Source organism: Vreelandella arctica (assembly GCF_037070215.1).
In the GTDB taxonomy this organism is placed as follows: domain Bacteria; phylum Pseudomonadota; class Gammaproteobacteria; order Pseudomonadales; family Halomonadaceae; genus Vreelandella; species Vreelandella arctica.
The window spans coordinates 1-23869 of sequence record NZ_JBANSN010000018.1 but is presented as its reverse complement, the minus strand read 5'-3'; the positions used below and the strand labels follow the sequence as shown (position 1 = coordinate 23869).

The window sequence follows — 23869 nt, the reverse complement described above, 5'->3', positions numbered from 1 at the left end:
TAAAACGGTACGTAGCTTGTTGAATGTAGAGCTAAAACCCCTATCCGGCGTTTATTCACCGGCTGAATGTTGGCGCGTGGTGGACTTCCACACCGCCGCCCCAGGCCCATTAGGGTAGCGGGGCTAATTGTCATTTATCGTCATTCGGAGAGACCTCTATGAGTCTGGAGACAAGAGAAGATCTCGATCCGATCGAAACTACGGAATGGATTGATTCCCTAGAGTCGGTATTGGATCGTGAGGGCGAAGATCGTGCCCGCTACCTGATGACCCGCCTGGCGGATCGCCTGCGCCGGGACGGGATGAAGGTACCCTTCTCGGTGACAACCCCGCACCGTAATACGATCCCGGTTCACCGCGAAGCACCGATGCCTGGCGATCTGTTCATGGAGCGCCGTATCCGCTCCTTGATCCGTTATAACGCCATCGCACAGGTGATTCGTAACAACCGCGCCAAGCCGGGCCTGGGCGGGCACATTGCCAGCTTCATGTCGTCTGCCACGTTGTACGATGTAGGCTTTAACCACTTCTTTCGCGCGCCCCAAGGCGATTTTGCTGGTGACTTGGTGTATATCCAAGGGCATGTGGCGCCAGGCATTTACGCCCGTTCCTATTTGGAAGGACGCCTGAGCGAAGCGCAGATGGATAAGTTCCGTCAGGAAGTCGATGGCGATGGTCTCTCTTCCTACCCGCACCCGTGGTTGATGCCGGACTACTGGCAGTTCCCTACGGTATCGATGGGTCTTGGCCCCATTCAGGCCATTTATCAAGCGCACGTGATGAAGTACCTGCATCACCGTGAGCTGAAAGATATGTATGACCGCAAGATCTGGTGTTTCATGGGCGACGGCGAGTGCGACGAGCCGGAATCCCTGGGCGCTATTTCGCTGGCGGGCCGTGAAAACCTCGACAATCTGATCTTCGTCATCAACTGTAACCTGCAGCGCCTTGACGGCCCGGTACGCGGTAACTCGCGAGTGATGGATGAGTTCGAAGGCGTCTTCCGTGGCGCTGGCTGGAACGTGATCAAGGTCGTCTGGGGCCGCCACTGGGATCCGCTGTTCGAGAAGGACAAGAAAGGCATCCTTCAGAAGCGCATGGACGAAGCGGTCGACGGCGAATACCAGAACTACAAAGCCAATGGTGGCGCGTACACTCGCGAGCACTTCTTTGGCAAATATCCAGAAACCGAAGCGATGGTCAAAGACCTCTCTGACGAAGATATCTGGAAGCTCAATCGCGGCGGCCACGATCCGTTCAAGGTTTATGCGGCCTACCACGAGGCGGTTAACACCTCTAACGGCAAGCCAACGGTTATTCTGGCCCATACCGTTAAAGGTTACGGCATGGGTAGCGGCGATGGTGAAGCGGCCAACGAAGCGCACCAGGTTAAGAGCATGGAGTACGAAGCGCTCAAGACCTTCCGCGATCGCTTTGGTATTCCGATCACCGATGAGCAGCTCAAAGACGTTCCTTACTACAAGCCGGAAGATGATTCTCCCGAGCTTAAGTACATGCACCTGCAGCGCGAGCGCCTGGGTGGTTACTTGCCCAGCCGTCAGAGCGACTTTGAGGCGCTGGAGATTCCCAGCCTCGAAGATAAAACCTTTGCCTCGCAAATGGGTGGCTCGAAAGGGCGTGAAGTCTCCACCACCATGGCGTTTGTGCGCGTACTGAATGGCCTGGTGAAAGATAAGACGCTTGGCAAAAAAGTGGTGCCGATTATCCCTGACGAGGCACGTACCTTCGGTATGGAAGGCATGTTCCGTCAGCTGGGTATCTACACCTCGGAAGGTCAGAAGTACGAGCCGGTCGATAAAGGCCAGATCATGTTCTACCGCGAGGATCAGAAAGGTCAGATCCTCGAAGAGGGCATTACTGAAGCGGGCGCGATGTCGGCCTGGATCGCCGCGGCGACCTCCTACAGCAACAATAACGTCACGCTACTGCCGTTCTACATCTACTACTCGATGTTTGGCTTCCAGCGCATTGGTGATTTGGCTTGGGCGGCGGGCGACCTGCAGGCGCGCGGCTTTATGGTCGGCGGCACCGCTGGGCGCACCACGCTTAACGGCGAAGGTTTACAGCACCAGGATGGCCACAGCCTGATTCAGGCTTCAACCATTCCCAACTGCCGCAGCTACGACCCTACGTATGGTCATGAAGTAGCGGTCATTGTTCAGGACGGCCTGAAGCGCATGTTCACCGACAAGGAGAACTGCTTCTACTACCTGACAGTGATGAACGAAAACTACGAACATCCTGCACTGGAGAACGTACCGGCCGACGATATCGTCAAGGGTATGTACCTGCTGCGCGAAACCAAGGGTGACAAAGGCCGCGTTCAGCTGCTGGGTTCTGGCACGATTCTGCGCGAAGTCGAAGAGGCTGCCACCCTGCTTGAGAACGATTGGGGCATCGGCGCCGACATCTGGAGCGTGACCAGCTTTAACGAGCTGCGTCGTGAAGCGCTACTGCTCGACCGTGAAGCCTTCCTAAGCCCAGATGCGGAGGCCAATAAGCCTCACGTGACTAAGTGCCTGGAAGGGCGCGATGGCCCGGTTATCGCTTCAACTGATTATATGAAGCTGTATGCGGACCAAGTGCGCGCCTGGGTGCCGGGTGACTACACTGTACTGGGTACCGATGGCTTTGGCCGTTCAGATACCCGCGAGAAGCTTCGCTACTTCTTCGAAGTGGATCGCTACTTCGTCACTGTAGCCGCGCTGCGTGCGCTGGCTGATCGCGGTGAGATTGATCGCAAGCTTGTCGGCGAAGCGTTGAAGAAGTACGGCATTGACGCTAATAAGCCTAACCCGCTGACTAGCTAAACCGCTGCCCGGTGGGCGAATGCTCACCGGCTCGATCCGATTTGGAAGGAGCGCGACCTTGAGTAGCGAAATCATCAAAGTTCCCGATATCGGTGGCGATACCGATGTCGAAATCATCGAGATTGCGGTGTCAGAAGGCGACGTCATTGAAGCGGAAGACACCCTGATCACTCTGGAATCTGACAAAGCCAGCATGGATGTACCGGCCCCGAAAGGCGGCAAGGTACTTAAAGTGCTGGTCAAGGAAGGCGATAGCGTCTCCGAAGGTGACGATATCGTTGAGCTGGAAGTTGAAGGCGGCGGCGACAGCAGTAGCGAAGACGCTGAGCCAGAAGCAGCCCCAGCGAAAGAAGAAAAGCAAAAGCCCCAAGAAGAAAAGCCGCAGGCCGAGAAGCCTGCTGCCAAGAAATCAGCCGGTGGTAAGCAAACCGTTGATATCAAGGTGCCCGACTTGGGTGGCTCGGATAACGTTGAAATCATCGAAGTCGCGGTGAGTGAAGGCGATGAGGTTGAAGCCGAAGACACGCTGATTACCCTGGAGTCTGATAAAGCCTCCATGGACGTGCCCAGCCCTCATAGCGGCAAAATCGTCAGCTTCACTGTAAAAGAAGGCGACACGGTTTCTGAAGGCGATGTGATCGGCCAGATGGAGATTGCGGGCGAAGGCGGCGATGACGCAGAAGAAGCTTCTGATGATCAAGCCGCTAGCCAAGCCCGCAGCGAACCGGAAGAGCCCGCTGAAGAAGATGATCAGGAAGAAGCCGCTAGTGGCGAACCGGAGCGTAAAGAAATTCGCGTACCGGATATTTCTGGCGCCTCTGACGTACCGATTATCGAAATCGGCGTAGCGGTCGGTGACGAGATCAACGAAGAAGACCCGCTGATTACCTTAGAGTCCGACAAGGCCTCTATGGATGTGCCCAGCCCCTACAAAGGTAAGCTCCTTGAGCTAACCGTCAAAGAGGGCGACACCGTCTCGGAAGGCGATGTCATTGGCTATATCGAAGTGGCTGGCAGCGGCGGTGGTAAGAAAGCTGCGCCGAAAAAAGCTGCCCCTGAGAAAGCAGCGCCCGAAAAGGCCCAGCAGAGCAAGGCTAGCGCCAAGCCTTCTGAGTCGCCAGCGGGCACCCCCAGCCCAGAAGCGCAGATGGCGGCCCACAAGCCGCGTGACGGCAAATTGGTTCACGCTGGCCCCGCCGTACGTATGCTGGCCCGTGAGCTGGGCGTCGACCTGGAACTGGTAAAGCCGAGCGGCCCGAAAGATCGTGTGCTTAAAGAGGACGTACAGTCCTACGTGAAGCAAGCCATTGCCAATCAAGGCAAAGCGCAGCCCGGCACAGCTGCGGCCTCCGGTGGTGCGGGTATTCCGCCTATTCCGGAAGTCGACTTCAGCCAGTTTGGTGAAGTGGAAGAGAAGCCGATGGGTCGCCTGCTCAAAATGGGCGCGACTAACCTGCATCGTAGCTGGCTCAATGTTCCCCACGTCACGCAATTCGACGAAGCGGACATTACCGAGCTGGAAGCGTTCCGCAAGGCGATGAAGGCCGAAGTGGAAGCCCAAGGCGCCAAGCTGACGCCGCTGCCGTTTATGGTCAAAGCCTGTGCGTTTGCGCTGCGTAAGTTCCCGCAGTTCAACGTCAGCCTGAAGGGCGATGGCGAAACGCTGGTATGGAAGAACTACGTCCATATCGGTATCGCGGTTGATACCCCCGATGGCCTGATGGTGCCGGTGGTGCGCGACGCAGATAAAAAGTCCTTGGTGGAGATTGCCAAGGAGATGGCGGATCTGGGTAAGAAAGCACAAACCAAAAAGCTCAAGCGTGACGAGATGACCGGTGGCTGCTTCACTATTTCGAGCCTCGGCTCGATCGGTGGCACGGCGTTCACGCCAATCGTTAACGCGCCGGAAGTGGCTATTTTGGGTGTGTCTAAAGCGCAGATGAAGCCGGTATGGGACGGCAGTGCCTTCCAACCGCGCTTAATGATGCCGCTGTCACTCTCTTATGATCACCGTGCCATCAATGGCGCTGACGCAGCCCGCTTCACCGCCTTCCTGGCAGATGTGTTGACCGATATCCGTCGTTTACTGCTGTAATTGGTAGCGATAGAGTCTTAAAAGCGGCGCCCCTCGGGGCGCCGCTTGTGTTTGCTAAATGGCTAGCAGCGCTACCAAAGTGGTAGTTTTACGGCACTTGGCTGTTTTAATTTAAAAAAATTGAAATAAAAGCGGGTCTCTCAGGCTTTTGGGGAGTTGTGTCGCCTGAGAGGCGCGGTTATTGTCAGTTAACAGATTTTCCATACTCATTTTCGTACTCATTCTTCATACTAAGAATTTCAAGGAGCAGAGCCATGCGTTTAATCCTGTTGGGTGCCCCCGGCGCGGGCAAGGGGACTCAAGCTCAGTTTATTTGCGAGCAATTTAAGATTCCGCAGATTTCCACCGGGGATATGCTGCGCACGGCCATTAAAGATGGCACTGAGCTGGGCTTGAAAGTAAAAGAGATCATGAACAGCGGTGGTTTGGTGTCTGACGACATCATCATCGATCTGGTCAAAGAGCGTATTAGCCAGCCAGACTGTGAAAATGGCTTTTTGTTCGACGGTTTCCCACGCACGATCCCCCAGGCTGACGCCATGAAAGAGGGCGGCGTTAAACTGGATCACGTGGTGGAAATTGCCGTTCCCGATGAAGAGATCGTGAGCCGCTTGGCGGGCCGCCGTGTTCACCAAGCCTCGGGCCGGGTTTATCACGTTGATCACAACCCGCCCAAAGAGCCGGGCAAAGATGATGTCACTGGCGAAACGCTGATTCAGCGTGAGGATGACCAGGAGTCCACGGTGCGCAATCGTCTATCGGTTTATCACGATCAAACCGCCCCGCTGGTTAATTATTATCAGCAGTGGGCCGCGCAGGATCCGCAGAGCGCTCCTCAATATCACCGCATTGAAGGCGTAGGCAGCGTGACCGATATCACCCGTCAGGTGAAAGAAGCGCTAAGTTAATAAACGCTATTGATTAATCGCATCGGTATTACCTGCCAATGATGGCCCGCTTCGGCGGGCCATCGTCGTAATGGCGTGACAAAGGTATAATGCCGCCATCTTTCTTTCGAGTGGCCACTTGCTATGCCGTTACATCTGCTTGCCCTGGACGCCTCCTCTAGCGCGTGTTCTGCAGCCCTATTGCGCCAAGACGAGACGGGGGCTACTTGCCTGGCGCGCTTTGAGATGACGCCCCGCGCCCATACTCGCCGGTTGCTGCCAATGGTGGATGAAGTGCTTGCCGAAGCGCAGGTGACGCCTTCCCAGCTTGATGCCGTCGCGTTTGGTCGTGGCCCGGGTTCGTTTACCGGGCTGCGTATCGCCGCAGGCGCTGCTCAAGGGTTGGCGTTTGGCCTCGATTGCCCGCTATTGGGTATCTCAACGTTGGAAGCACTGGCGCTTCAGGCTCACCGCCGCTATCACCTTCGCCATGTGGTGACGGCGTTAGATGCCCGCATGGGTGAGGTCTACGCCGCGACCTGGCACTGTTTAAAAGATACGATTACGCCGATGAGCGCCGAGGCCGTTCTGGCCCCAGAGGCACTGCGCTTGCCAGGCGATGAAACCGATTGGGTGGGCGTAGGTAGCGGCTTTACGCTGTGGGAGCGCTTCACCGTCGATTTACAGCTAAGCATGCCCCAGCATTTGGATGACTTAGAGCCCCGCGCCGAAGAGATGGCGTGGCTGGCGGCACGTGATTTTGCCGCTGGGTTGGGGCAGGCGGCCCACTTGGTTCAACCGGTGTATCTGCGTAATGACGTCGCCTGGAAAAAGCCCGCATGAGCTTTGTGAAGAGCCCAGTTGAGACCAATGTCGAGAGCGACGTTGAGTGCATTGCTCTGCCTGACGGGCTGCGTTTAGTACAAAGCGATGATGGATTGGCGCTGGTCGGTGATGAAAAACGCTATGGCAAGCCGCTTAGCGTCGATTTTGTGGCGGGCAAAGCGGCCCATCGGCGACGTTTTGGCGGTGGGCGGGGGCAGCTGGTTGCAAAGGCCTGTGGGCTAGCCAAGGGCGTGTCACCTAGCATTGTTGATGCAACGGCAGGGCTAGGCCGCGATGCGTTTGTGTTGGCCAGTCTCGGCGCCCAGGTGCTGTTGATTGAACGGGTCGCGGCGATTGCGGCGCTTTTGGACGATGGCCTGAAGCGTGCCCTAAGGCATAGCGACACGGTGGATATTGCCGCCCGAATGACACTGCGCCACGGCGATGCGGCGCAATCTCTGGCGGCGCTTGTTGCCAGTGCTCATTTTGCGCCGCAGGTGATACACCTGGATCCGATGTTTCCCCACCGCGAAAAATCAGCGCTGGTGAAAAAAGAGATGCGTCTGTTTCGTGAGTTGGCCGGGGATGATGACGATGCCCCGCGCTTGCTTGAAGCGGCGCTGGAGATAGCCACCCACCGAGTGGTAGTCAAGCGGCCCCGCAAGGCACCCCCTATTGAGGGCCCGGCACCGCAGCACACGCTTGAAGGCAAAACCAGCCGCTATGATTTGTATGTCCATCGCTCATTAGTGCGCTAATCGGCTCGCTTATCGACAGTACCGCAAGGAGCACCCATGCAGAACGCGTGGCGAGAAGGTAATCGATTTACGCTGCTGCCAGAGGCCTCGCGCTTTCTGCCAGCCATGTTTGAAGCAGTACATAGCGCTCGTCACTATGTGTTGGTCGAGCTCTATTTGATGGAGTCAGGAGAGCTTGCCGATCAAGTGAGCACTGCGCTGATTGACGCTGCCCAGCGTGGGGTTCGTGTCTGTTTACTACTGGATGGATATGGCTCGATGGGGTTGTCTAGCGAAGACCGCCAGCGATTGAAGCAAGGCGGCGTAAAGCTGCGCTTTTTTAATCCCATCGGCTTTCACTCCTTAGCGCTTAACTTAAGCCGCGACCATCGCAAAATTGTCGTTATTGACGGCGAACTGGCGTTTACCGGTGGCTTTGGCGCGGTAGATGAGTTCCTGAATGCTTGGTATGAAATTGCGCTACGTATCGATGGACCGGTGGTGGCGGACTGGGAGCAGCTGTTTAGACGACTCTGGAACTCGCGGCTAACTCGCGCTGAGAAGGGTGATAATAGCGCGGGTGCACTGCCTGAACGGCGTGAGCCACAAGCGCATGCCGATGGCCAGCCGGGGCGGGCGATGTCGGCGCGGGGCTATCGATACCAAGCAATACGCCATTCACTGCATGAGCGCGTCAACCAGGCGGAAACGCGGCTGTGGCTATGTACGCCCTATTTCGTGCCTACCTTCGCGTTGCGGCGTCGCTTGGTGCGGGCCGCACGGCGGTGCGCCTGCTGCTGCCTGGGGCAAAGCATGACCATCCTAGCGTGCGTTTTGCCGGTCAACGCTTTTACCATTCGCTAATGAAAGCGGGGGTGCGCATCTTTGAGTTCCAGCCGACCTTTATCCATGCCAAATTTGTGCTCGCCGATAAGTGGGTAAGCATTGGTTCGTGTAACTTTGACCACTGGAATCTGCACTGGAACCTGGAGGCCAATCAAGAGGCGCTAGACCCTCAATTGGCGGAGGATGTGCGTGAACTTTTTGTACGTAACTTTGCCGCAAGCCAGGAAGTAGACGCCGCTGCCTGGGCGGCGCGCCCCTGGGGGCAGCGCGCTCGTGAGTGGATCTACGGGGTGTTGGATGGGATCATCATGCGGCTTAAATAAGGGCCGCGGGTAGCGTTAGCGTTTCTTGCCCTTGGCAGGCGTTTTCTTGCGCGGCTTGGGTTTGGAAGTTTCCGGCGGGACGCGGTAGTGCAGGTAAAGGTCCAAGACGAGTTCCGGCAACTGCACCACCAGCGACTCCTGGCGCGCTTGATCCTTAGCGAGCTCGGCCATGTCGGGTTCATCATCGAACAGCCCAGAAAGCAGCATAAACGGCAGCAGCAGCGTGGCGGCGGCCTCTTCATCGTCTTGAAACCAAGCGCTTTCATCGCTGAAGACGCCTTCCATAAAGCCCGCGCACCAGTCGCCTATCGGTGTTTCTTCGGCAGGCTCGCCGCCAAGCGTTAGCTCAAAGGGGAGTTCGGGTAAGCCACCCTGTTCAAGTACTGCCACCGCATTGTCACGCAGCAGCGTGAGCAGGGTGATAATCTCATCGCGCTCGGCGTCGTCGGCATAGCGTGGCTCGCCCTGAAAAAGCTCTGCCAACCACTGGGCGGGCGGCACTTCGCTAGGGGCGACGGCAAGCGCCACTAAAAAGCCATGAGCGGAGATCAGATCAAGGGCGTCTTCATCCACTTGATCAGAGTCGAGGAAGTCATCCAGTCTGTCCAGTTGCTCATCCTCGAGCAGTGGCTGCGGGGGCGTGTTTGTGTCGGGCGTGTCGCTGCGCTCTGCCATGAGTAAAGCCTCATCAATGCGAATCGGTAATCATCGGTCACTAGGAAACCATAACGGCTAGTTTATCACTAATGAAGACGTCTCCACTGCCCCCTTGGCCAGCTGCTGAACTGGCCGACATGACGGAAACAGAGTTGCACCACGCCGCGCGGGTTCGCGTGGAGCAGGCGTGGCTGCGCTGTTGTGAAGTATGCCCTACGCTGCCAGCGCCAAAGGTGTGGTTTAACCTGCGTGGTGCGTCGGCCGGGCAGGCGCATCTGGGGCACGGAGGCTTGCGTTTTAACCCGGTGTTGTTGAGTGAAAACCGCACGGCTTTTTTTGAGGACATTATTCCTCATGAAATGGCCCATTGGTTGGTCTTTCATTTAGATAATGGCCCGCGTTTGAAACCCCATGGCCGTGAATGGAAAACGGTGATGCGCGAGCTTTTCGGCTTAGTGCCCACTGTGACCCATCAGTTTGATATTCAGCAGGCGCAGCCCGCCCCTTATCGCTACCAGTGCGATTGCCGGATTCATCAATTTACTCCCAGGCGTCATGCTTTAGTGGCAAACGGCCGTCGTTACCGTTGCCGTCACTGTGCTAAGACCTTGGTCTACAGGCCAGGATATAAGCTTTAATTTAAATATAAATGTTTGTTTTTTAAATAAAAAATGCTAATACCAATGTCTAAAGGGAAGCCAGGGCGAGGAGGTTTATGCTAGGGGAACATTAATGGCAGTCGATACCCCTGATAATGGTCAATAACACCCAGCAATGTCTTCAAGTAGCGTCTTCGAACAATGCCTTCAATTAGTGTATCGACTACAGTTTCTTTAGATGGCACTTTATAGAAGAGTGCATTTTCACGGACAGAGGCAATTTTATGAGCGATCAACACAACGTCTATCCGGTGCGCGACGATTTCGCCGCCAATGCCTGGGCCGATAAAGCTAAGTACGAGGCCATGTATCAGCAGTCGATGGACGATCCGGAAGGCTTCTGGGCCGAGCAGGCCAAGCGTCTTGACTGGATTAAAGCGCCCACTAAAATCAAAAACACCTCTTTTGCGCGTGATAATGTCGATATTCGCTGGTTTGAGGATGGGCTGCTTAACGTCAGCGCCAACTGCCTGGATCGTCATCTAGAGAAACGCGGTGATCAAACGGCGATTATCTGGGAAGGCGATAATCCCGATGACTCCAAGCACATTACTTATCGTGAGCTCTACGCACGTACGAATCAGCTGGCCAACGCGCTGAAAGAGCTAGGCATTCGTAAAGGCGACACGGTTACGCTGTATATGCCGATGATTCCCGAAGCTGCCATGGCGATGCTTGCCTGTGCGCGCATTGGCGCCGTGCACTCGGTCGTTTTTGGTGGCTTCTCGCCAGATGCTGTTGCTCAGCGGGTGATTGGCGCCGACTCCAAGCTGGTGATTACCGCCGATGAATCGGTGCGTGGTGGCAAACACGTACCATTAAAAGAGAACGTGGACGCCGCGCTGACCCGTGACGGCACCGACGTGTGCAAAAACGTTCTGGTGGTGAAGCGTACCGGCGGTGAAATTGAGTGGAAAGATGGCCGTGATGTGTGGTTTGACGAGCTGGTAGATAAGCAGTCCAGCGAGTGTGAAACCGAAGCTATGGGCGCCGAAGATCCGCTGTTTATTCTGTATACCTCCGGCTCTACCGGTGCTCCTAAGGGTCTGAAACACACCACCGGCGGTTACCTCACCTACGCTGCGATGACGCATCAGTACGTGTTCGACTACCAAGAGGGTGAGGTTTACTGGTGTACTGCCGATGTGGGCTGGGTGACGGGTCATAGTTATATCGTTTACGGACCTTTGGCGAACGGTGCGACTACCGTCATGTTTGAAGGTGTTCCCAGCTATCCCACTCATGGCCGTCTGGGCGATATCGTTGATAAGCACAACGTCAATATTCTCTATACTGCGCCCACCGCGGTGCGTGCCCTGATGGCCCATGGCGACAACGTCATGGACTCCAGTAAACGCGATAGCCTGCGTCTGTTGGGCTCTGTGGGTGAGCCGATCAATCCGGAAGCCTGGGAGTGGTTCTACCGCGTTATCGGCAACGAAAAGTGCCCAATTGTAGATACTTGGTGGCAAACCGAAACTGGCGGCATCATGATTGCCCCGCTGCCGGGCGCTACGCCGCTCAAGCCCGGTTCTGCGACCGTACCGTTCTTTGGCGTCAAGCCCGCGCTGGTCGATAACGAAGGCAATAAACTGGAAGGTGCCACTGAAGGCAATCTGGTGATTCTCGATTCCTGGCCGGGGCAGGCGCGCTCTATTTGGGGTGACCACGAGCGCTATATCCAGACCTACTTCTCAACCTATGACGGTATGTACTTTACTGGTGACGGCTGCCGCCGCGATGAAGATGGTTACTACTGGATCACTGGCCGTGTGGATGATGTGCTGAACGTTTCCGGACACCGGATGGGGACTGCTGAAATTGAGTCGTCCTTGGTAGCGCACAGCGCCGTTGCTGAAGCAGCCGTTGTCGGCTTCCCGCACGATATTAAGGGACAAGGCATCTATATTTATGTCACCCTGAATGACGGTATTGAGGAGTCTGACGAGCTCAAAAAAGAGCTGACCCAGTGGGTACGCAAGGATATTGGCCCGATTGCCTCGCCAGATGTTATTCAATGGGCGCCCGGCTTGCCGAAAACCCGCTCGGGTAAAATCATGCGCCGTATCCTGCGCAAGATTGCCGCTAACGAGTGCGATGGTTTGGGTGATACCAGCACGCTGGCGGACCCGTCGGTGGTCGATGAGCTGATTGAGCATCGCGCCAATCAATAATGGCGACACCGTAGTAGGCTGTTTAGCCTAATAAGGGCTGTTTACCTAGAAAACAGTGCCGACCCGTGTAGGTCGGCACTGTTGTTTTTGTTGGTATGATCTATCTATTACAAATTGTGCATGTGATGCTTGGGCATGATGAAGCCCATGGGGTACCATGCTTCACAACCGTAAGAGCCTAGCGTCGCGGCGGCAGACAACCCCGCTGCTCGAGGAACCGGAGGAATATCCATGGCAGTAGCTCATAAGTTTATCGTCGCTGACGATCACCCGCTGTTTCGTGCAGCGCTGACCCAAGCGTTACGCCAGTTGGCCCCCCAGGCGGAAATTGTCGAAGCGGATACCATGGAAGCCACCACTGACGTGGTTAACCGCCACCCAGACGCTGATTTGATTCTGCTGGATCTGCACATGCCGGGAGCCCACGGCTTTTCCGGCTTGATTCAATTGCGTGGCCAGATGCCCGATATCCCCGTGGCGGTGGTATCAGGTAGTGATGAGCCCTACGTGGTGCGTCGTGCTATTGACTACGGCGCGTCGGGTTTTATCCCTAAATCATCGTCTCTACAACTCATTGCTGAAGCCGTCGGTGAAATTCTGCAGGGCGAAGTGTGGTTGCCAGAGGCATTGGCCAACGTGCTGGAAGAGACCAGCGAAGAAGAATCGCGCTTTGCTGAGGCGATTGCGTCGCTGACGCCCCAGCAGTTTCGCGTGTTGAACATGTTGACCGAAGGCCTGCTGAATAAGCAGATCGCTTATGAACTGAGCGTTTCTGAAGCGACGATCAAAGCCCATGTGACCGCGATTCTACGTAAACTGGGCGTGCACTCACGTACCCAGGCCGTTATTGCGGCTCAGAAACTGGAAGTCGAACCGCCAAAAGTCGTTTCCTAACTACCTGTCTTCTTGATACTTAGCATCTAAGTAATTAGCACCTGAACCGCGGCGCTTAACGCGCCGCGCGATTGGCCTGCAATGTGCGCGTCAATAGCGCCCGCAGCGCCGCGGGTTTTACGGGCTTCAGCAGTAGTTGATAGCCCGCCCGCTTGATCTCTTCAGCCACCGCTTCGGTACGATCAGCGGTGATGACAATGCCCGGTACCGCCCCCTCAAAACGCTCGCTGAGCGCTTCTAGCGCCATTAGACCGGTGACTTCGTTATCCAGGTGATAGTCCGCCAAAATAGCGTCCGGGTCGCCATCCATATTGCGTAGAATCGATTTGGCCCCACCGATGCTGGTAGCGGTAAATACTTCGCAGCCCCAGCCGGTAAGCATGGCGGTCATGCCTTCCAAAATCAGCGTTTCATTATCGATACACACAATCCGCGTACCGCTAAGCTTATGGCTGCCACGCCGTGCCTGGGGTTCTAGCTCGCTGCTGCTCGCCTCACGGGCGGTGACTATCGGCACGCTAACTGAGAAAACCGCGCCTTTGCCTACCGTCGAGCGCACTTTAATGGGGTGATCCAGCACGCGGCTCATACGGTCGGCAATCGACAGCCCCAACCCCAGGCCTTTCTCGCTCTCTTTATGGCGTGACACCTGATCCAGACGGCGAAACTCCTGAAAAATTTCGGTGAGCTTAGATTCGGGAATGCCGGGGCCGCTGTCCCACACTTCAATCGAGAGCCAGCCATTATGACGGCGGCAGCCCAGCAGTACGCGTCCCTCTTGGGTGTAGCGAATCGCATTGGATAAGAAGTTTTGTACGATTCGGCGCAGCATCTGCGGGTCTGAGTCGACCCACAGCTGGGTCGGAACCACTTCTAAGTCCAATCCGCGATCATCCGCCATCACCTCAAACTCGGCGCGTAACGGGCGAACGATATCCGCCAGGGCAAAGTGACTGCGGCGTGGCGTCAGGGCGCCTGCGTCCAGCTTGGAGATGTCTAGCAGAGTGCTGAGCAACTCCTCAGCGGCTTGCAGCGAGTTATCGATGTGGCCGACGATACGTTGGGTATCGGTGGTGGTAACGTTTTGCATCAGTGCGGAGGTAAACAGCCGTGCCGCGTTAAGCGGCTGCAGCAAGTCGTGGCTGGCCGCGGCCAGAAAGCGTGTTTTAGAGGCGTTGGCATCTTCCGCCAACTGCTTGGCTTGGCGCAGAGCGAGTTCTGCTTCAGCGCGTACACGGTTCTCCTGGCGCAGCGCCGCATTGGCTTCAGACAGCGCCTGGGTACGTTCGCGCACGCGCTCCTCAAGGGTTTCATTGGTTTCTTTGAGGGCGATCTCAGCATGGCGGCGCTCGGTAATATCTTGATAAAGGGCAAAAAAGCCCAAAATTGCTTGGCTGTCGCCAAAGTGGGGGGTGTAAGTGACCAGCATATAACGCATCACCTCGTTCACCCTTAGCGAGACCTCAAAGCTCACCCGTTCGCCGTTCAGCGCGCGGGCCACCCAAGGGGCCCGCTCTTCCGCCTGTTTAACTTGGAGAACATCTTGAAAGCGGCGGCCAATCACCGCGTTACGGTCAATATTAAATGCTTGTTCGTAGGCGCGGTTGGTAAATAGGTAGCGGCACTCTTTATCGAAGTAGGCAATCAGCGCGGGCACGTTATCGGTATAGATACGGATATTGTTTTCCGAGCGTATTAGCGCCTCTTCGATGCGCTTTTGCTGGGTAATATCCTGGTAGGTATACACAAAGCCGCCGCCGGGCATCGGGTTGCCCTGTACTTCCAGCACGCTGCCATCCTGGCGGTAGCGCACGTAGCGGTGGGGCTGGCCCTCGCGGATATTGTCGAGCAGTAGCTGTACGTGCTCTTCCGGGTCACCTGGGCCATATTCGCCGTTGTGAGCGTTGTAGCGGAAGATGCGATCAATGGGCGCGCCAACACGAATCAAGTGGTCAGGGAAGCGGAAAAGCTCCAGGTAACGCTGGTTCCACACCACCAAACGCAGGTTCTGGTCGACCACGCTGATGCCCTGGTTAATATTCTCGATGGTGGCTTGGAGCAGCGCGCGGTTGAACTCCAATACCTGGGAGGCCTCATCGACAATCGAGATCACGTCTGAGATGCCGATACCGCGCCCCTGCAGCGCCGAGTTAACCACGATACGGGCCGATGAAGCGCCGAGCACCGAGGCCAGAAAACGTTCAGTAAACTGAATAATATCGATGGAGGCGCGGGTACCGTTGTCCAGGGGCTTGCCTGCACGACGGGCGTAATCTTCAAAGGCGCGATCCACTTGGCCGGCACCGAGGAAGCGCTCGCAAAGCACTTTTAAATCACCCACGGTCGTCGCGCCCGTCCAGGGGCGGTTGACCGAGGTCTGGCGAGTTTCTACGCTATCCACGAACAGCGAGGCTTGAATACGCTCAACCACCCGCTGCGAAGTGACTTGAGAGACGAAGATATAGCAGAACAGGTTGACGCCGAGTGACAGCATGACGCCGTGGGTGAAGCTGTCGCCCAAGTTGAGTCCAAACAGCGCCGTGGGTGATAACCAGTTAAGCCCTAACGGGCCACCTTCTAGCCACATTGCTGGCAGCACGCCGGCATTGATCATGGCGGGCATTAACAGGCTATATACCCAGATGGCAAAGCCAGCGTTCATGCCGACAATGACCCCGAGTCGATTACCGCGCTTCCAGTAAAGCCCGCCAATCACCGCCGGGGCAAACTGTGCCGCGGCGGCGAACGATAGCATGCCGATCGAGGCCAGCGAGGTGAACTCGGCAATCAGTTGGTAGAAGCCATAGGCCATGGCCAAGACGGCGACAATGGTTAAACGCCGCGCGCGCAGTACTAAGCGACCATAATCCCGGGCCTTGGTGTCAAACCAGCGCAGCCGGAACAGCGCCGGAATTACAATCTCGTTGGAGATCATGATCGACACGGCCACCGCGGCAACGATCACCATGCCGGTCGCTGCGGAGAAACCACCGATAAAGGTAAGCAGCGTCAGCCACTGCTGCCCCGACGCCATGGATAGCGCCAATACATAGGTGTCCGGCTCGACTCCGCTTTCGGAAAATATCAGCAGCCCGGCAGCAGCCAAAGGCACCACGAAAAAGGCAATCGCCAATAGATAGAGCGGGAACAGCCAGCGGGCTTTGGTAGCGTCGTCGGGGTGAATATTCTCGACCACCGCCACATGGAACTGGCGTGGCAAGCACAGAATTGCGAGCATGGCGAGCAGGGTTTGCGCCCAGAAGCTCTGGCCAAAATCCTGGTTGGCGAGCTGGCGCTGGAGTTCAAGCTGGCTTTCGGCGTGACCCATTAACTCACCCAGGCCATCAAACATTCCCCAGGTGACAAAGACACCAAGCACCACAAAGGCCAGCAGTTTGACCAGCGATTCAAACGCGACGGCGTGAATCAAACCTTCGTGGTGTTCGGTGGCATCGGTATGTCGAGTACCAAAGAGAATCGCGAAGATAGCCATCACAATGGCAACGTAGAACGCCGTATCGCCAAACAGCGGCGTATGGGTCACATCGGAGGCATCGGTGAGCACACTGAAAGTGGTAGAAACCGCTTTTAGCTGTAGCGCGATGTAAGGCAGGGTGCCGACAAGGGCGACCAAGCTGGCAAAGGCGGCCAGCGACTGGGTTTTGCCGTAACGGGAGGCAATAAAATCGGCAATCGAAGTAACGTTTTGGTGTTTAGCGACACGAATCATTTTGGCCAACACCGGCCAGAACAGCAAAAACGTCAATATCGGGCCGACGAAAATGCTCGCAAACGACCAGCCCGCCGTGGCTGCTTGGCCAACCGCGCCGTAAAAGGTCCATGACGTGCAGTAGATCGCCAGCGCCAAACTATAGATAATCGGGCGCCGCCGGGAGGCGCCATGAGTCCGCGCACGGCGGTCACCGTACCACGCAATACCGAACAAAACGGCAATATAAAGTAGCGATACCGCGACCAGTAGCCCGCCGTGAAACATGCTTTTCTCCCCGCCAGAGTGTGCGACCCACTTATATGTGCGCTAAACGTACGCTAATAAAAAAAGGCTTCATTCTAGGCGAAATAGGGGGCCATGTACGACCACTACGTAGGCTTGTTGTTATCCCGGCTAACTTTATCTATGCGCATACGTTGTTGAGTAACGGCGATGTTTCTCGCAGCGTGCGTATCTCTTCGAGAATAGGCTCGCGGGAGTCTTGATCCAGCGGCACTAGCTCACGGTTATCACAGTTGAGCAGATAGGGCTGGGTGATCAAAATATCGGTGTGGTGACGCTCAAACTGATAAAGGATAAATTCTGCTAAGCGGGCGCCATCCTGCTCGCTTATGCGGACGTTTTCACTATCGACCATGCTGAACTTAGTGGTCATCGGAAAGGCAAAGGTCCATGGGCGCCATACGGCGGTACTGCTCTCGGTTGAAATGACCGTGGCAGAGTCAGGAAGCTGCGCCTGCTTGTGTTCAAACCAGCTGTACTCCACCTGAATTTGATAGGCCAGCATACCCAGCGCGCCACACACCGGCACTATCCATTTGGGCAAACGTTTGCCGCTCAAGGTGCGCAGTATCAACCCAATCCCTGCGGCTGCAAGGCCCGCAAAAACGGCGGCGATCAAATGCCATATCATAAAATATCCTTTCAAAAAGCCGTCTATAAAAGCTATCTATAAAAGCCATCGGGCTTCCCTAAGGAAGCCCGATGGTAAGGTCAATTCCTAAGCGACATCACAACAGTGCGATAAGCCGCCCGGATGGAGTATGACTTAGTGATCTACCGCCATACCAGCACCTTTCGGATAGCGAACGCTTTCCACCAGATCCTGAATTTCCTGCGGCGGTGCCGCGGTCACTCTGGAAACTGCAAAGGCAACGGCGAAGTTGATCATCGCGCCCACCGCACCAAAGGAGAGCGGCGAGATGCCAAAGAACCAGTTATCCGGCGTGTTGGCCAGCATGTTGGTCTCCGGTATGAAGAACCAGCCTAGATAGGTGAAGATGTACAGCAAGGTACAAACCAAGCCCGCTAACATGCCGGCAACGGCGCCTGGGCTGTTCATCCGCTTGGAGAAGATCCCCATCATCAGCGCAGGGAATAGCGATGCGCCAGCGATACCAAAGGCGAGTGCCACCGTCTGTGCCGCAAACCCTGGCGGATTAAGCCCCAGATAGGTGGCCAACAGGATCGCGCCACCCATGGAGATTCGCGCCGCTAACATTTCGCCTTTCTCGGAAATCTTCGGATTGATCATGGTCTTGATCAAATCGTGACTGATCGCCGAAGAGATCGCCAACAGCAAGCCTGCCGCGGTAGACAGCGCCGCCGCAATACCACCGGCTGCGATCAAACCAATAACCCAGCTTGGTAGGTTGGCGATTTCCGGGTTGGCGAGTACCAGGATATCGTTATTAACGGTTAGTTCGTTGCCTTCCCAGCCACGATCAGAGTAGTCGGCGGCATCATTATACATCTGAATACGGCCGTCATTGTTGCGATCATTGAAGCTGATCAGGCCGGTTTCTTCCCATGTGCGAACCCAACCTGGGCGCTCTTCGTACAGAATCGGGTTTTGCGCAGCCTCTTCGTAGTTCTCAACCTGCCCCGCCATCTCTGGATACACGGTGGTCGCCAGGTTCAGGCGAGCCATAGAGCCTACTGCCGGTGCGGTCAGGTAGAGCAAGGCAATGAAGACCAGCGCCCAACCAGCGGACCAGCGCGCATCGGCCACTTTCGGTACGGTGAAGAAGCGAATGATAACGTGGGGAAGACCGGCAGTACCGACCATCAACGACAGCGTGAACAGCACCATGTTGAGTTTATTGTCCACATCGGCGGTGTAGTCTTGGAAACCAAGCGCATTGACCACATCATCCAGTTTTTCCAGCAGCGGTACACCGGATTCAGTGTGCGTGCTGAACATGCCGAACATCGGAATCGGATTGCCCGTCAGTTGGAACGCGATGAACACCGCCGGAATGGTGTAAGCGATGATAAGCACCACATACTGTGCCACCTGGGTGTAGGTGATGCCCTTCATACCGCCAAATACGGCGTAGAGGAAAACGATCAGCGCGGCTAACCAGATACCCCAGGTGTTGCTGACTTCAAGAAAGCGCGAGAACGCCACGCCTGCACCGGTCATTTGACCGATAACGTAGGTCACCGACGCTACAATCAAGCACACGATCGCCACTAGGCGAGCGGTGTTGCTGTAGAAGCGGTCACCGATGAAGTCGGGCACGGTGAACTTACCAAACTTACGCAGGTAAGGGGCCAGCAGCATCGCGAGGATAACGTAGCCACCCGTCCAGCCCATCAGGAAGGTGGAGTTAGCGTAGCCACCGGAGGCCAGCAAACCCGCCATGGAAATAAACGACGCCGCAGACATCCAGTCGGCGGCAGTGGCCATGCCGTTGGTGATGGGGTGAACCCCGCCCCCGGCGACATAGAAGTCTTTTGTTGAGCCGGCGCGCGCCCAAATCGCAATGCCTATATACAAGGCAAAGGAGGCGCCGACGAACAGTAAGTTAATTGCAAACTGGCTCATACCGGCTTACTCCCCAAGGCCAAATTTTTGATCGAGCTTGTTCATCTTCCAGGCATAGAAGAAGATCAGCACGATAAACGTTAAGATAGAGCCCTGTTGTGCAAACCAGAAGCCTAGGTCAGTGCCGCCAACCGGAATGCCGGCGAGCAGTGGGCGAAACAGGATAGCGCATCCGTAAGAAACAAATGCCCAAACGGCCAGGCATCCGAAAATTAACCGGACGTTTGCTTTCCAGTATTCAGCAGCATTGGTTTTGTCGTCTGCCATTGTGTTGCTCTCCACTTGTGATTTTTAAGGTTGGGAAAGTTCACGAGGAATAGCGTGTGACCCATCAGGGCAATCGCACGTCTAAAGCCACCCAATTGTTAGTAGTGGTGAGTCAGCTTCTCTTGGCACATCACCTTATTATTCGATATGAAATGTCGAGTCAGTTAGTGACGTGCGATTACCCTGCATGACTCATTGTTAATACTGGGCAATAATCGTTAAAAAATAAATCCCAGACTTTGGTATCAATAAACAGAGAAGTGGCTGTTTGATAACTGTATGTTGTTGAAAATAGGTGTTTTTAGACACTGGTTAAGCAGATTTTGTAGGTGTTTTTAGCACTATAGGACAATAGTCTAGTAAGCAAATAAATGCAGTTATTGGCTGCTTTAAGTACATGCGCTGCGTTTAGTGGTCAGTGACCGTTAGTCACTATCAATACTTTGGTCGCGTATCTAAAGTCGCTTCGACTTTAGCGTGATAGCTAAAGGTATAACAAGGTTCTACTTGCTACTTGGGAAGTGAATCCTTTATACCCGTATAGTCATCTTCATATAATAATCGATAACTGCTTTCTGAAGCGTTGGAGTGGGCCAGCATTGAGTCACGATATTTATTTGTTTTTTCTTATGTCTACCAGTTTGTCTTAAGGCAAAGCCTGGTTAGTCGTAGCCCTGTTTAATGAGGTCATACCCATGGTCGATGTGGATCTATCCCAACTGCCGTTCACGCTTCTTGACGATGAAGGTCGTGACCACATTCGCCGAGGCATTGACCTTGCGTATTTTGACCGCGACGAAATAATCCTAGAGACCGGACAGGCGGGCGAGTTTGTTTACCTAATACATAAAGGTGAAGTGGCAGAAATCGACCCCACGCTGCCCTCGTCTACCTCGCGTATTGGTCATTACACGGCCGGGGACCTATTTGGTGCGATCAGCATTCTCAATGGTAAAAGCCGCTATCGTTTTAAGGCCGAGCAGGAGTGCTTGTGTTACCTGCTGCCCAAAGCGTTGTTTCAGCAGTTGTGCCGTCATTACCCGGACTTCAGTAATTTCTTTCGCCAATCGCTGACGCATAAAGCACGCTTACTGACTGAAAAGCGTGCCGAAGGTGGCGTCACCATGGCGGGTTTTATGTTAGCCAAGGTAAGCGAATGTATGCGTGCGCCGCTGTTAATGGCGGCGGCTACTGATATTGCCAGCGCGGTGAAGCAGCTCAACGACAGCCACGCCGACAGCCTGCTCGTCGAGACTCAAGGCAAGCTAGGCATGGTGACGAAAACCGACCTGCTCAATGGATTGGTATTGCACGGTAGAGCGTTGTCATCACCGCTTGATGAGATCGCCCATTTTAATCTGGTCACCGTCGCGCCGGATCAATACTTATTTGAAGTGCTGGTACTGATGACGCGGCATAAAGTGACGCGTGTAGTGGTGCTGAAGCAAAACGTTCTCAAAGGCGTCGTCGAACTCACCGACGTACTTAGCTATTTCTCCAGTCGCAGCTACGTGGTGAGTCTACAAGTCGAACAGGCGGGCAGTTTGGAAGCACTGTCGGCGGCCAGCCAGCGCACACCGGAGCTGGTGAAGGCGCTGATGGCTCAAGGCGTAAAGCTACGCTTTGCGATGGATCTACTCGCCGCGCTGAATGGCCGTATCATGAGCAAGGCGTGGGAATTCACTATTGCTGAGAAGTACCGCGAACAGAGCTGCATGATGGTGATGGGTAGCGAAGGGCGCGGCGAACAAATACTAAAAACCGATCAAGATAATGGCTTGATTTTAGCCGACGATGCGCAGTGGCCAGATCTTATGAGCCACATGCAAACGCTCACTGATACCTTAATCCAGCTTGGCTACCCGCCGTGCCCCGGCAACATCATGGTATCGAACCCCGAGTGGGTGGCCACGGTGTCCCAGTGGAAAGCCAATATTGCCAAATGGGCGCATGAGCGTGACGGTGACAGCTTAATGAAGTTAGCGATTATGCTTGATGCACACGCCGTGGCGGGCAACCCCAGTTTACTTGAAAGCGTGCGTAACGAGCTTTTTGAACGCTGCTCAGGTGATGAGCTGCTGCTTTCTTATTTCGCTCGCACAGCACTGCGCTTTTCAACACCGCTGACGCTATTTGGGTCGTTGAAAAAGCCCCAGCACGGTATCGATATCAAGAAAGGCGGCATTTTCCCCATTGTCCACGGCGTGCGCACCATGGCGCTGGAGCGACGAATCAAAGCGACCTCAACACTGGATCGTTTAGACGCGCTGGCCGCCGATGGCCGCTTGGATCGCCGGTTCGCCGACGACCTGGGCGAAGCGCTGGCGCTGTTTTCCGAGCTGCGTCTCAAACAGCAGCTCACGGCCCTAGAGGCAAGTAGCACATCGCAAGAGGCGAACCGCACCAATCGTGTCGTGGTGCAAAGCCTCTCTTCGCTAGAACGCGACTTATTACGTGAAGCTTTGCATATCGTCAAAGACTTTAAGCAGCGGCTTTCCCATCGTTATCATCTGGAGTATTCGTGAGCGGAATGCGGCTGTTAGATCGACACGTGGCACTTTTTAGCGGTTCCTTACGCACCTTGTTGCGTCGCGAAAGCGACCGGCGACGCTGTGCTGATTCTCCTTACGCCTGGCTCTTTCAGCCCTATATGGGCGAAGAACTAGTAGCGCTTGCCTGCACATCAACGCCAACGCCGACGTCACCTGTGATCAGTTTGGCCGCCGTGGTGCTTAGCCAACAGCAGGTGCGTACTAGCCGTGCTTTTGTGCTGACGCTAGGCGCACAGGGGCAGGCTAGCAATGCATCGCTGCGTCGCCATCACCTGCTGTGTCAGGCGGGGGAGGTGGCGGCGCCAAACCGCGACAATTTAAATGCGTTAGTAGAGTTTATTGGCAATCGCCCTATTGTCGGCTGGCAGTTAGACCAGCGGATTGGGGCGTTAAATGCGTTGCTGAGAAAGCGGTTGGATTTCGCGCTGCCCAATGCCCAGGTCGACGTAGAAAAGCTGCATCAGCGCCAGCTGCGGCGCTTGCATCCGGAGATAGAGGCGCCGAGTAGCTTTGCCCAAGCGCTGGCGTGCTGGCAAGTACCCGCGATGGGGATGCAGGGTGTGTTAGGTGAGGCCACTTCCAGCGCGCTGCTCTATATGCGCCTGCAGCGCATTATGGCGGAGGCTGCTTAGTCATAGGCAGCGCTGTATACGAGTAGTTGGGTCAGGGCGGCGAGTGTTGTTAGAATAGTAGCCACTTTTTCTTGAATGCCTTCCACCCTCGGCAGTGCTTATACCATGCAATCTCTTGATCATTTTGACCCGGCTTCCCTCGGAGTCGCCCACGCTGATGTAGAGCAAGACTCGCCAGAGCTGGCTGATGCAAAGCAGAAACGTGAATTTAACAAGCTGCAAAAGCGCCTACGCCGAGAAGTAGGCAATGCGATTATTGATTACCAGATGATCAATGAAGGCGACCGCGTCATGGTCTGTCTCTCCGGCGGCAAATTATAGGCCATATATTTTTTGTAAAGTTATTTCCTGCCTCTTCATCTCCCAAAAGCCCGTTTTTCGGCCTATCTGAAGAGTTTTAATTGACAAAGACTTGTCAGAGTAATAGATTTTTGTAATCTGTTTATAGGATTACATATTTTGTCAAGGATTAGACTTAAAAAATATCTTTATGGTGGCATCCAATTCGTATCAATTGTAGACGAGAACGATTGTCCTTTAGACGTCTATGCGGCAGCTTACATAAATAGCGTATTATCTCGAAAGGCGTTTAATACAACGGTGAGATACTCAAACGAACTATTGTTTGCGCTTTGTTATTTCACTAACCGCTCGATAGATCTGACCGCCCGAGTAGCAAACGGCAGGTTAATTTCATACCCAGAGTATTTAAGTTTTTTTGATTTTTGCCACCATCAAAAAAGCGCACCACTTGAGCCTCACGTAATACCTTTTCTTGGTGTCGAGGATAAGCATCTGCGAAATGCTAAGTGCCTGATCTTAAGTTTTCGTGTAACGTTGGAGTCTGATATCTCTAACGGATGGAACCATGTTAAGGCGTTTCGTTGCTCCCCTTACTGACTCTGAACAGCAGACGCTGTCCTCCGC

The 23869-nt window shown here is 54.9% G+C and carries 15 protein-coding genes and 2 pseudogenes; 12 read left to right on the top strand and 5 right to left on the bottom strand.

All coding sequences use genetic code 11. The features are described from left to right. Positions 1-158 precede the first annotated feature (158 nt). The 6 genes and pseudogenes from aceE to V8L70_RS15300 all read left to right on the top strand — a co-directional run bounded on the left by aceE (position 159) and on the right by V8L70_RS15300 (position 8544). Positions 159-2831, top strand: a complete 2673-nt coding sequence (gene aceE / locus V8L70_RS15325) for a pyruvate dehydrogenase (acetyl-transferring), homodimeric type (protein ID WP_336270029.1) — start codon at positions 159-161, stop codon at positions 2829-2831. Positions 2832-2889: 58 nt separating this feature from the next. Further along, positions 2890-4926, top strand: a complete 2037-nt coding sequence (gene aceF / locus V8L70_RS15320; protein WP_101147549.1) for a pyruvate dehydrogenase complex dihydrolipoyllysine-residue acetyltransferase — start codon at positions 2890-2892, stop codon at positions 4924-4926. Between the two features lie 254 nt (positions 4927-5180). Beyond that, the gene (gene adk, locus V8L70_RS15315) at positions 5181-5834 is read left to right on the top strand and encodes an adenylate kinase (protein WP_035562174.1); all 654 of its coding nucleotides are present in this window, start codon (positions 5181-5183) and stop codon (positions 5832-5834) included. Positions 5835-5957: 123 nt separating this feature from the next. Continuing rightward, complete coding sequence (tsaB, locus tag V8L70_RS15310) at positions 5958-6656, top strand: tRNA (adenosine(37)-N6)-threonylcarbamoyltransferase complex dimerization subunit type 1 TsaB (protein WP_101147548.1); 699 nt, start codon at positions 5958-5960, stop codon at positions 6654-6656. Then, entirely contained in the window at positions 6653-7396 is a 744-nt protein-coding gene (locus V8L70_RS15305) for a class I SAM-dependent methyltransferase (RefSeq protein ID WP_101147547.1), read from the top strand. Before tsaB ends, V8L70_RS15305 begins: the two co-directional genes overlap by 4 nt. Before the next feature lie 36 nt (positions 7397-7432). Beyond that, a pseudogene (locus V8L70_RS15300) lies at positions 7433-8544 on the top strand (phospholipase D-like domain-containing protein). A gap of 15 nt (positions 8545-8559) precedes the next feature. On the opposite strand, the gene V8L70_RS15295 reads toward V8L70_RS15300, so the two are convergent. After that, positions 8560-9219, bottom strand: a complete 660-nt coding sequence (locus tag V8L70_RS15295; protein WP_008955962.1) for a YecA/YgfB family protein — start codon at positions 9217-9219, stop codon at positions 8560-8562. A 71-nt stretch (positions 9220-9290) separates the two neighbouring features. Here V8L70_RS15295 and V8L70_RS15290 point away from each other — a divergent pair, with 71 nt between their 5' ends. The 3 genes from V8L70_RS15290 to V8L70_RS15280 all read left to right on the top strand — a co-directional run bounded on the left by V8L70_RS15290 (position 9291) and on the right by V8L70_RS15280 (position 12928). Beyond that, a complete protein-coding gene (locus V8L70_RS15290; RefSeq protein ID WP_101147545.1) occupies positions 9291-9839 on the top strand; it encodes a SprT family zinc-dependent metalloprotease in 549 nt (182 codons plus the stop codon). A 245-nt stretch (positions 9840-10084) separates the two neighbouring features. Continuing rightward, positions 10085-12034 carry an acetate--CoA ligase gene (gene acs / locus V8L70_RS15285; protein ID WP_101147544.1) on the top strand — a complete coding sequence of 650 codons (1950 nt, stop codon included), beginning with the start codon at positions 10085-10087 and terminating at the stop codon, positions 12032-12034. 231 nt (positions 12035-12265) lie between these two features. Continuing rightward, entirely contained in the window at positions 12266-12928 is a 663-nt protein-coding gene (locus V8L70_RS15280; protein WP_007113812.1) for a response regulator, read from the top strand. 55 nt (positions 12929-12983) lie between these two features. On the opposite strand, the gene V8L70_RS15275 is transcribed toward V8L70_RS15280, so the two are convergent. The 4 genes from V8L70_RS15275 to V8L70_RS15260 all read right to left on the bottom strand — a co-directional run bounded on the left by V8L70_RS15275 (position 12984) and on the right by V8L70_RS15260 (position 19758). Further along, a complete protein-coding gene (locus V8L70_RS15275) occupies positions 12984-16925 on the bottom strand; it encodes a hybrid sensor histidine kinase/response regulator (protein ID WP_101147543.1) in 3942 nt (1313 codons plus the stop codon). 139 nt (positions 16926-17064) lie between these two features. Next, the gene (locus V8L70_RS15270) at positions 17065-17574 is read right to left on the bottom strand and encodes a hypothetical protein (protein WP_101147542.1); all 510 of its coding nucleotides are present in this window, start codon (positions 17572-17574) and stop codon (positions 17065-17067) included. 135 nt (positions 17575-17709) lie between these two features. Beyond that, positions 17710-19491 (bottom strand): sodium:solute symporter family protein, encoded by a 1782-nt coding sequence (locus V8L70_RS15265; RefSeq protein WP_101147541.1) that lies wholly within the window; start codon positions 19489-19491, stop codon positions 17710-17712. 6 nt (positions 19492-19497) lie between these two features. Continuing rightward, positions 19498-19758, bottom strand: a complete 261-nt coding sequence (locus V8L70_RS15260; RefSeq protein ID WP_007113808.1) for a DUF4212 domain-containing protein — start codon at positions 19756-19758, stop codon at positions 19498-19500. 695 nt (positions 19759-20453) lie between these two features. Between V8L70_RS15260 and V8L70_RS15255 the strand changes: the two genes are divergently transcribed. The 3 genes and pseudogenes from V8L70_RS15255 to V8L70_RS15245 form a co-directional block, all read left to right on the top strand. Further along, on the top strand, positions 20454-22283 hold the full coding sequence (locus tag V8L70_RS15255) for a DUF294 nucleotidyltransferase-like domain-containing protein (RefSeq protein ID WP_336270022.1): 1830 nt from the start codon (positions 20454-20456) through the stop codon (positions 22281-22283). A gap of 5 nt (positions 22284-22288) precedes the next feature. Then, a complete protein-coding gene (locus V8L70_RS15250; protein ID WP_336270065.1) occupies positions 22289-22942 on the top strand; it encodes a 3'-5' exonuclease family protein in 654 nt (217 codons plus the stop codon). A gap of 105 nt (positions 22943-23047) precedes the next feature. Continuing rightward, a pseudogene (locus V8L70_RS15245) lies at positions 23048-23257 on the top strand (tRNA 2-thiocytidine(32) synthetase TtcA); the annotation flags it as partial. Positions 23258-23869 lie beyond the last annotated feature (612 nt).

Bases quoted from the DNA above. Each gene is read 5' to 3' on its own strand.
- adk (WP_035562174.1), top strand. From the start codon at position 5,181: ATGCGTTTAATCCTGTTGGGTGCCCCCGGCGCGGGCAAGGGGACTCAA.
- aceE (WP_336270029.1), top strand. From the start codon at position 159: ATGAGTCTGGAGACAAGAGAAGATCTCGATCCGATCGAAACTACGGAA.
- V8L70_RS15265 (WP_101147541.1), bottom strand. From the start codon at position 19,491: ATGAGCCAGTTTGCAATTAACTTACTGTTCGTCGGCGCCTCCTTTGCC.
- V8L70_RS15295 (WP_008955962.1), bottom strand. From the start codon at position 9,219: ATGGCAGAGCGCAGCGACACGCCCGACACAAACACGCCCCCGCAGCCA.
- V8L70_RS15255 (WP_336270022.1), top strand. From the start codon at position 20,454: ATGGTCGATGTGGATCTATCCCAACTGCCGTTCACGCTTCTTGACGAT.
- acs (WP_101147544.1), top strand. From the start codon at position 10,085: ATGAGCGATCAACACAACGTCTATCCGGTGCGCGACGATTTCGCCGCC.
- V8L70_RS15250 (WP_336270065.1), top strand. From the start codon at position 22,289: ATGCGGCTGTTAGATCGACACGTGGCACTTTTTAGCGGTTCCTTACGC.
- tsaB (WP_101147548.1), top strand. From the start codon at position 5,958: ATGCCGTTACATCTGCTTGCCCTGGACGCCTCCTCTAGCGCGTGTTCT.
- V8L70_RS15305 (WP_101147547.1), top strand. From the start codon at position 6,653: ATGAGCTTTGTGAAGAGCCCAGTTGAGACCAATGTCGAGAGCGACGTT.
- V8L70_RS15280 (WP_007113812.1), top strand. From the start codon at position 12,266: ATGGCAGTAGCTCATAAGTTTATCGTCGCTGACGATCACCCGCTGTTT.
- V8L70_RS15270 (WP_101147542.1), bottom strand. From the start codon at position 17,574: ATGATATGGCATTTGATCGCCGCCGTTTTTGCGGGCCTTGCAGCCGCA.
- V8L70_RS15290 (WP_101147545.1), top strand. From the start codon at position 9,291: ATGAAGACGTCTCCACTGCCCCCTTGGCCAGCTGCTGAACTGGCCGAC.
- V8L70_RS15275 (WP_101147543.1), bottom strand. From the start codon at position 16,925: ATGTTTCACGGCGGGCTACTGGTCGCGGTATCGCTACTTTATATTGCC.
- V8L70_RS15260 (WP_007113808.1), bottom strand. From the start codon at position 19,758: ATGGCAGACGACAAAACCAATGCTGCTGAATACTGGAAAGCAAACGTC.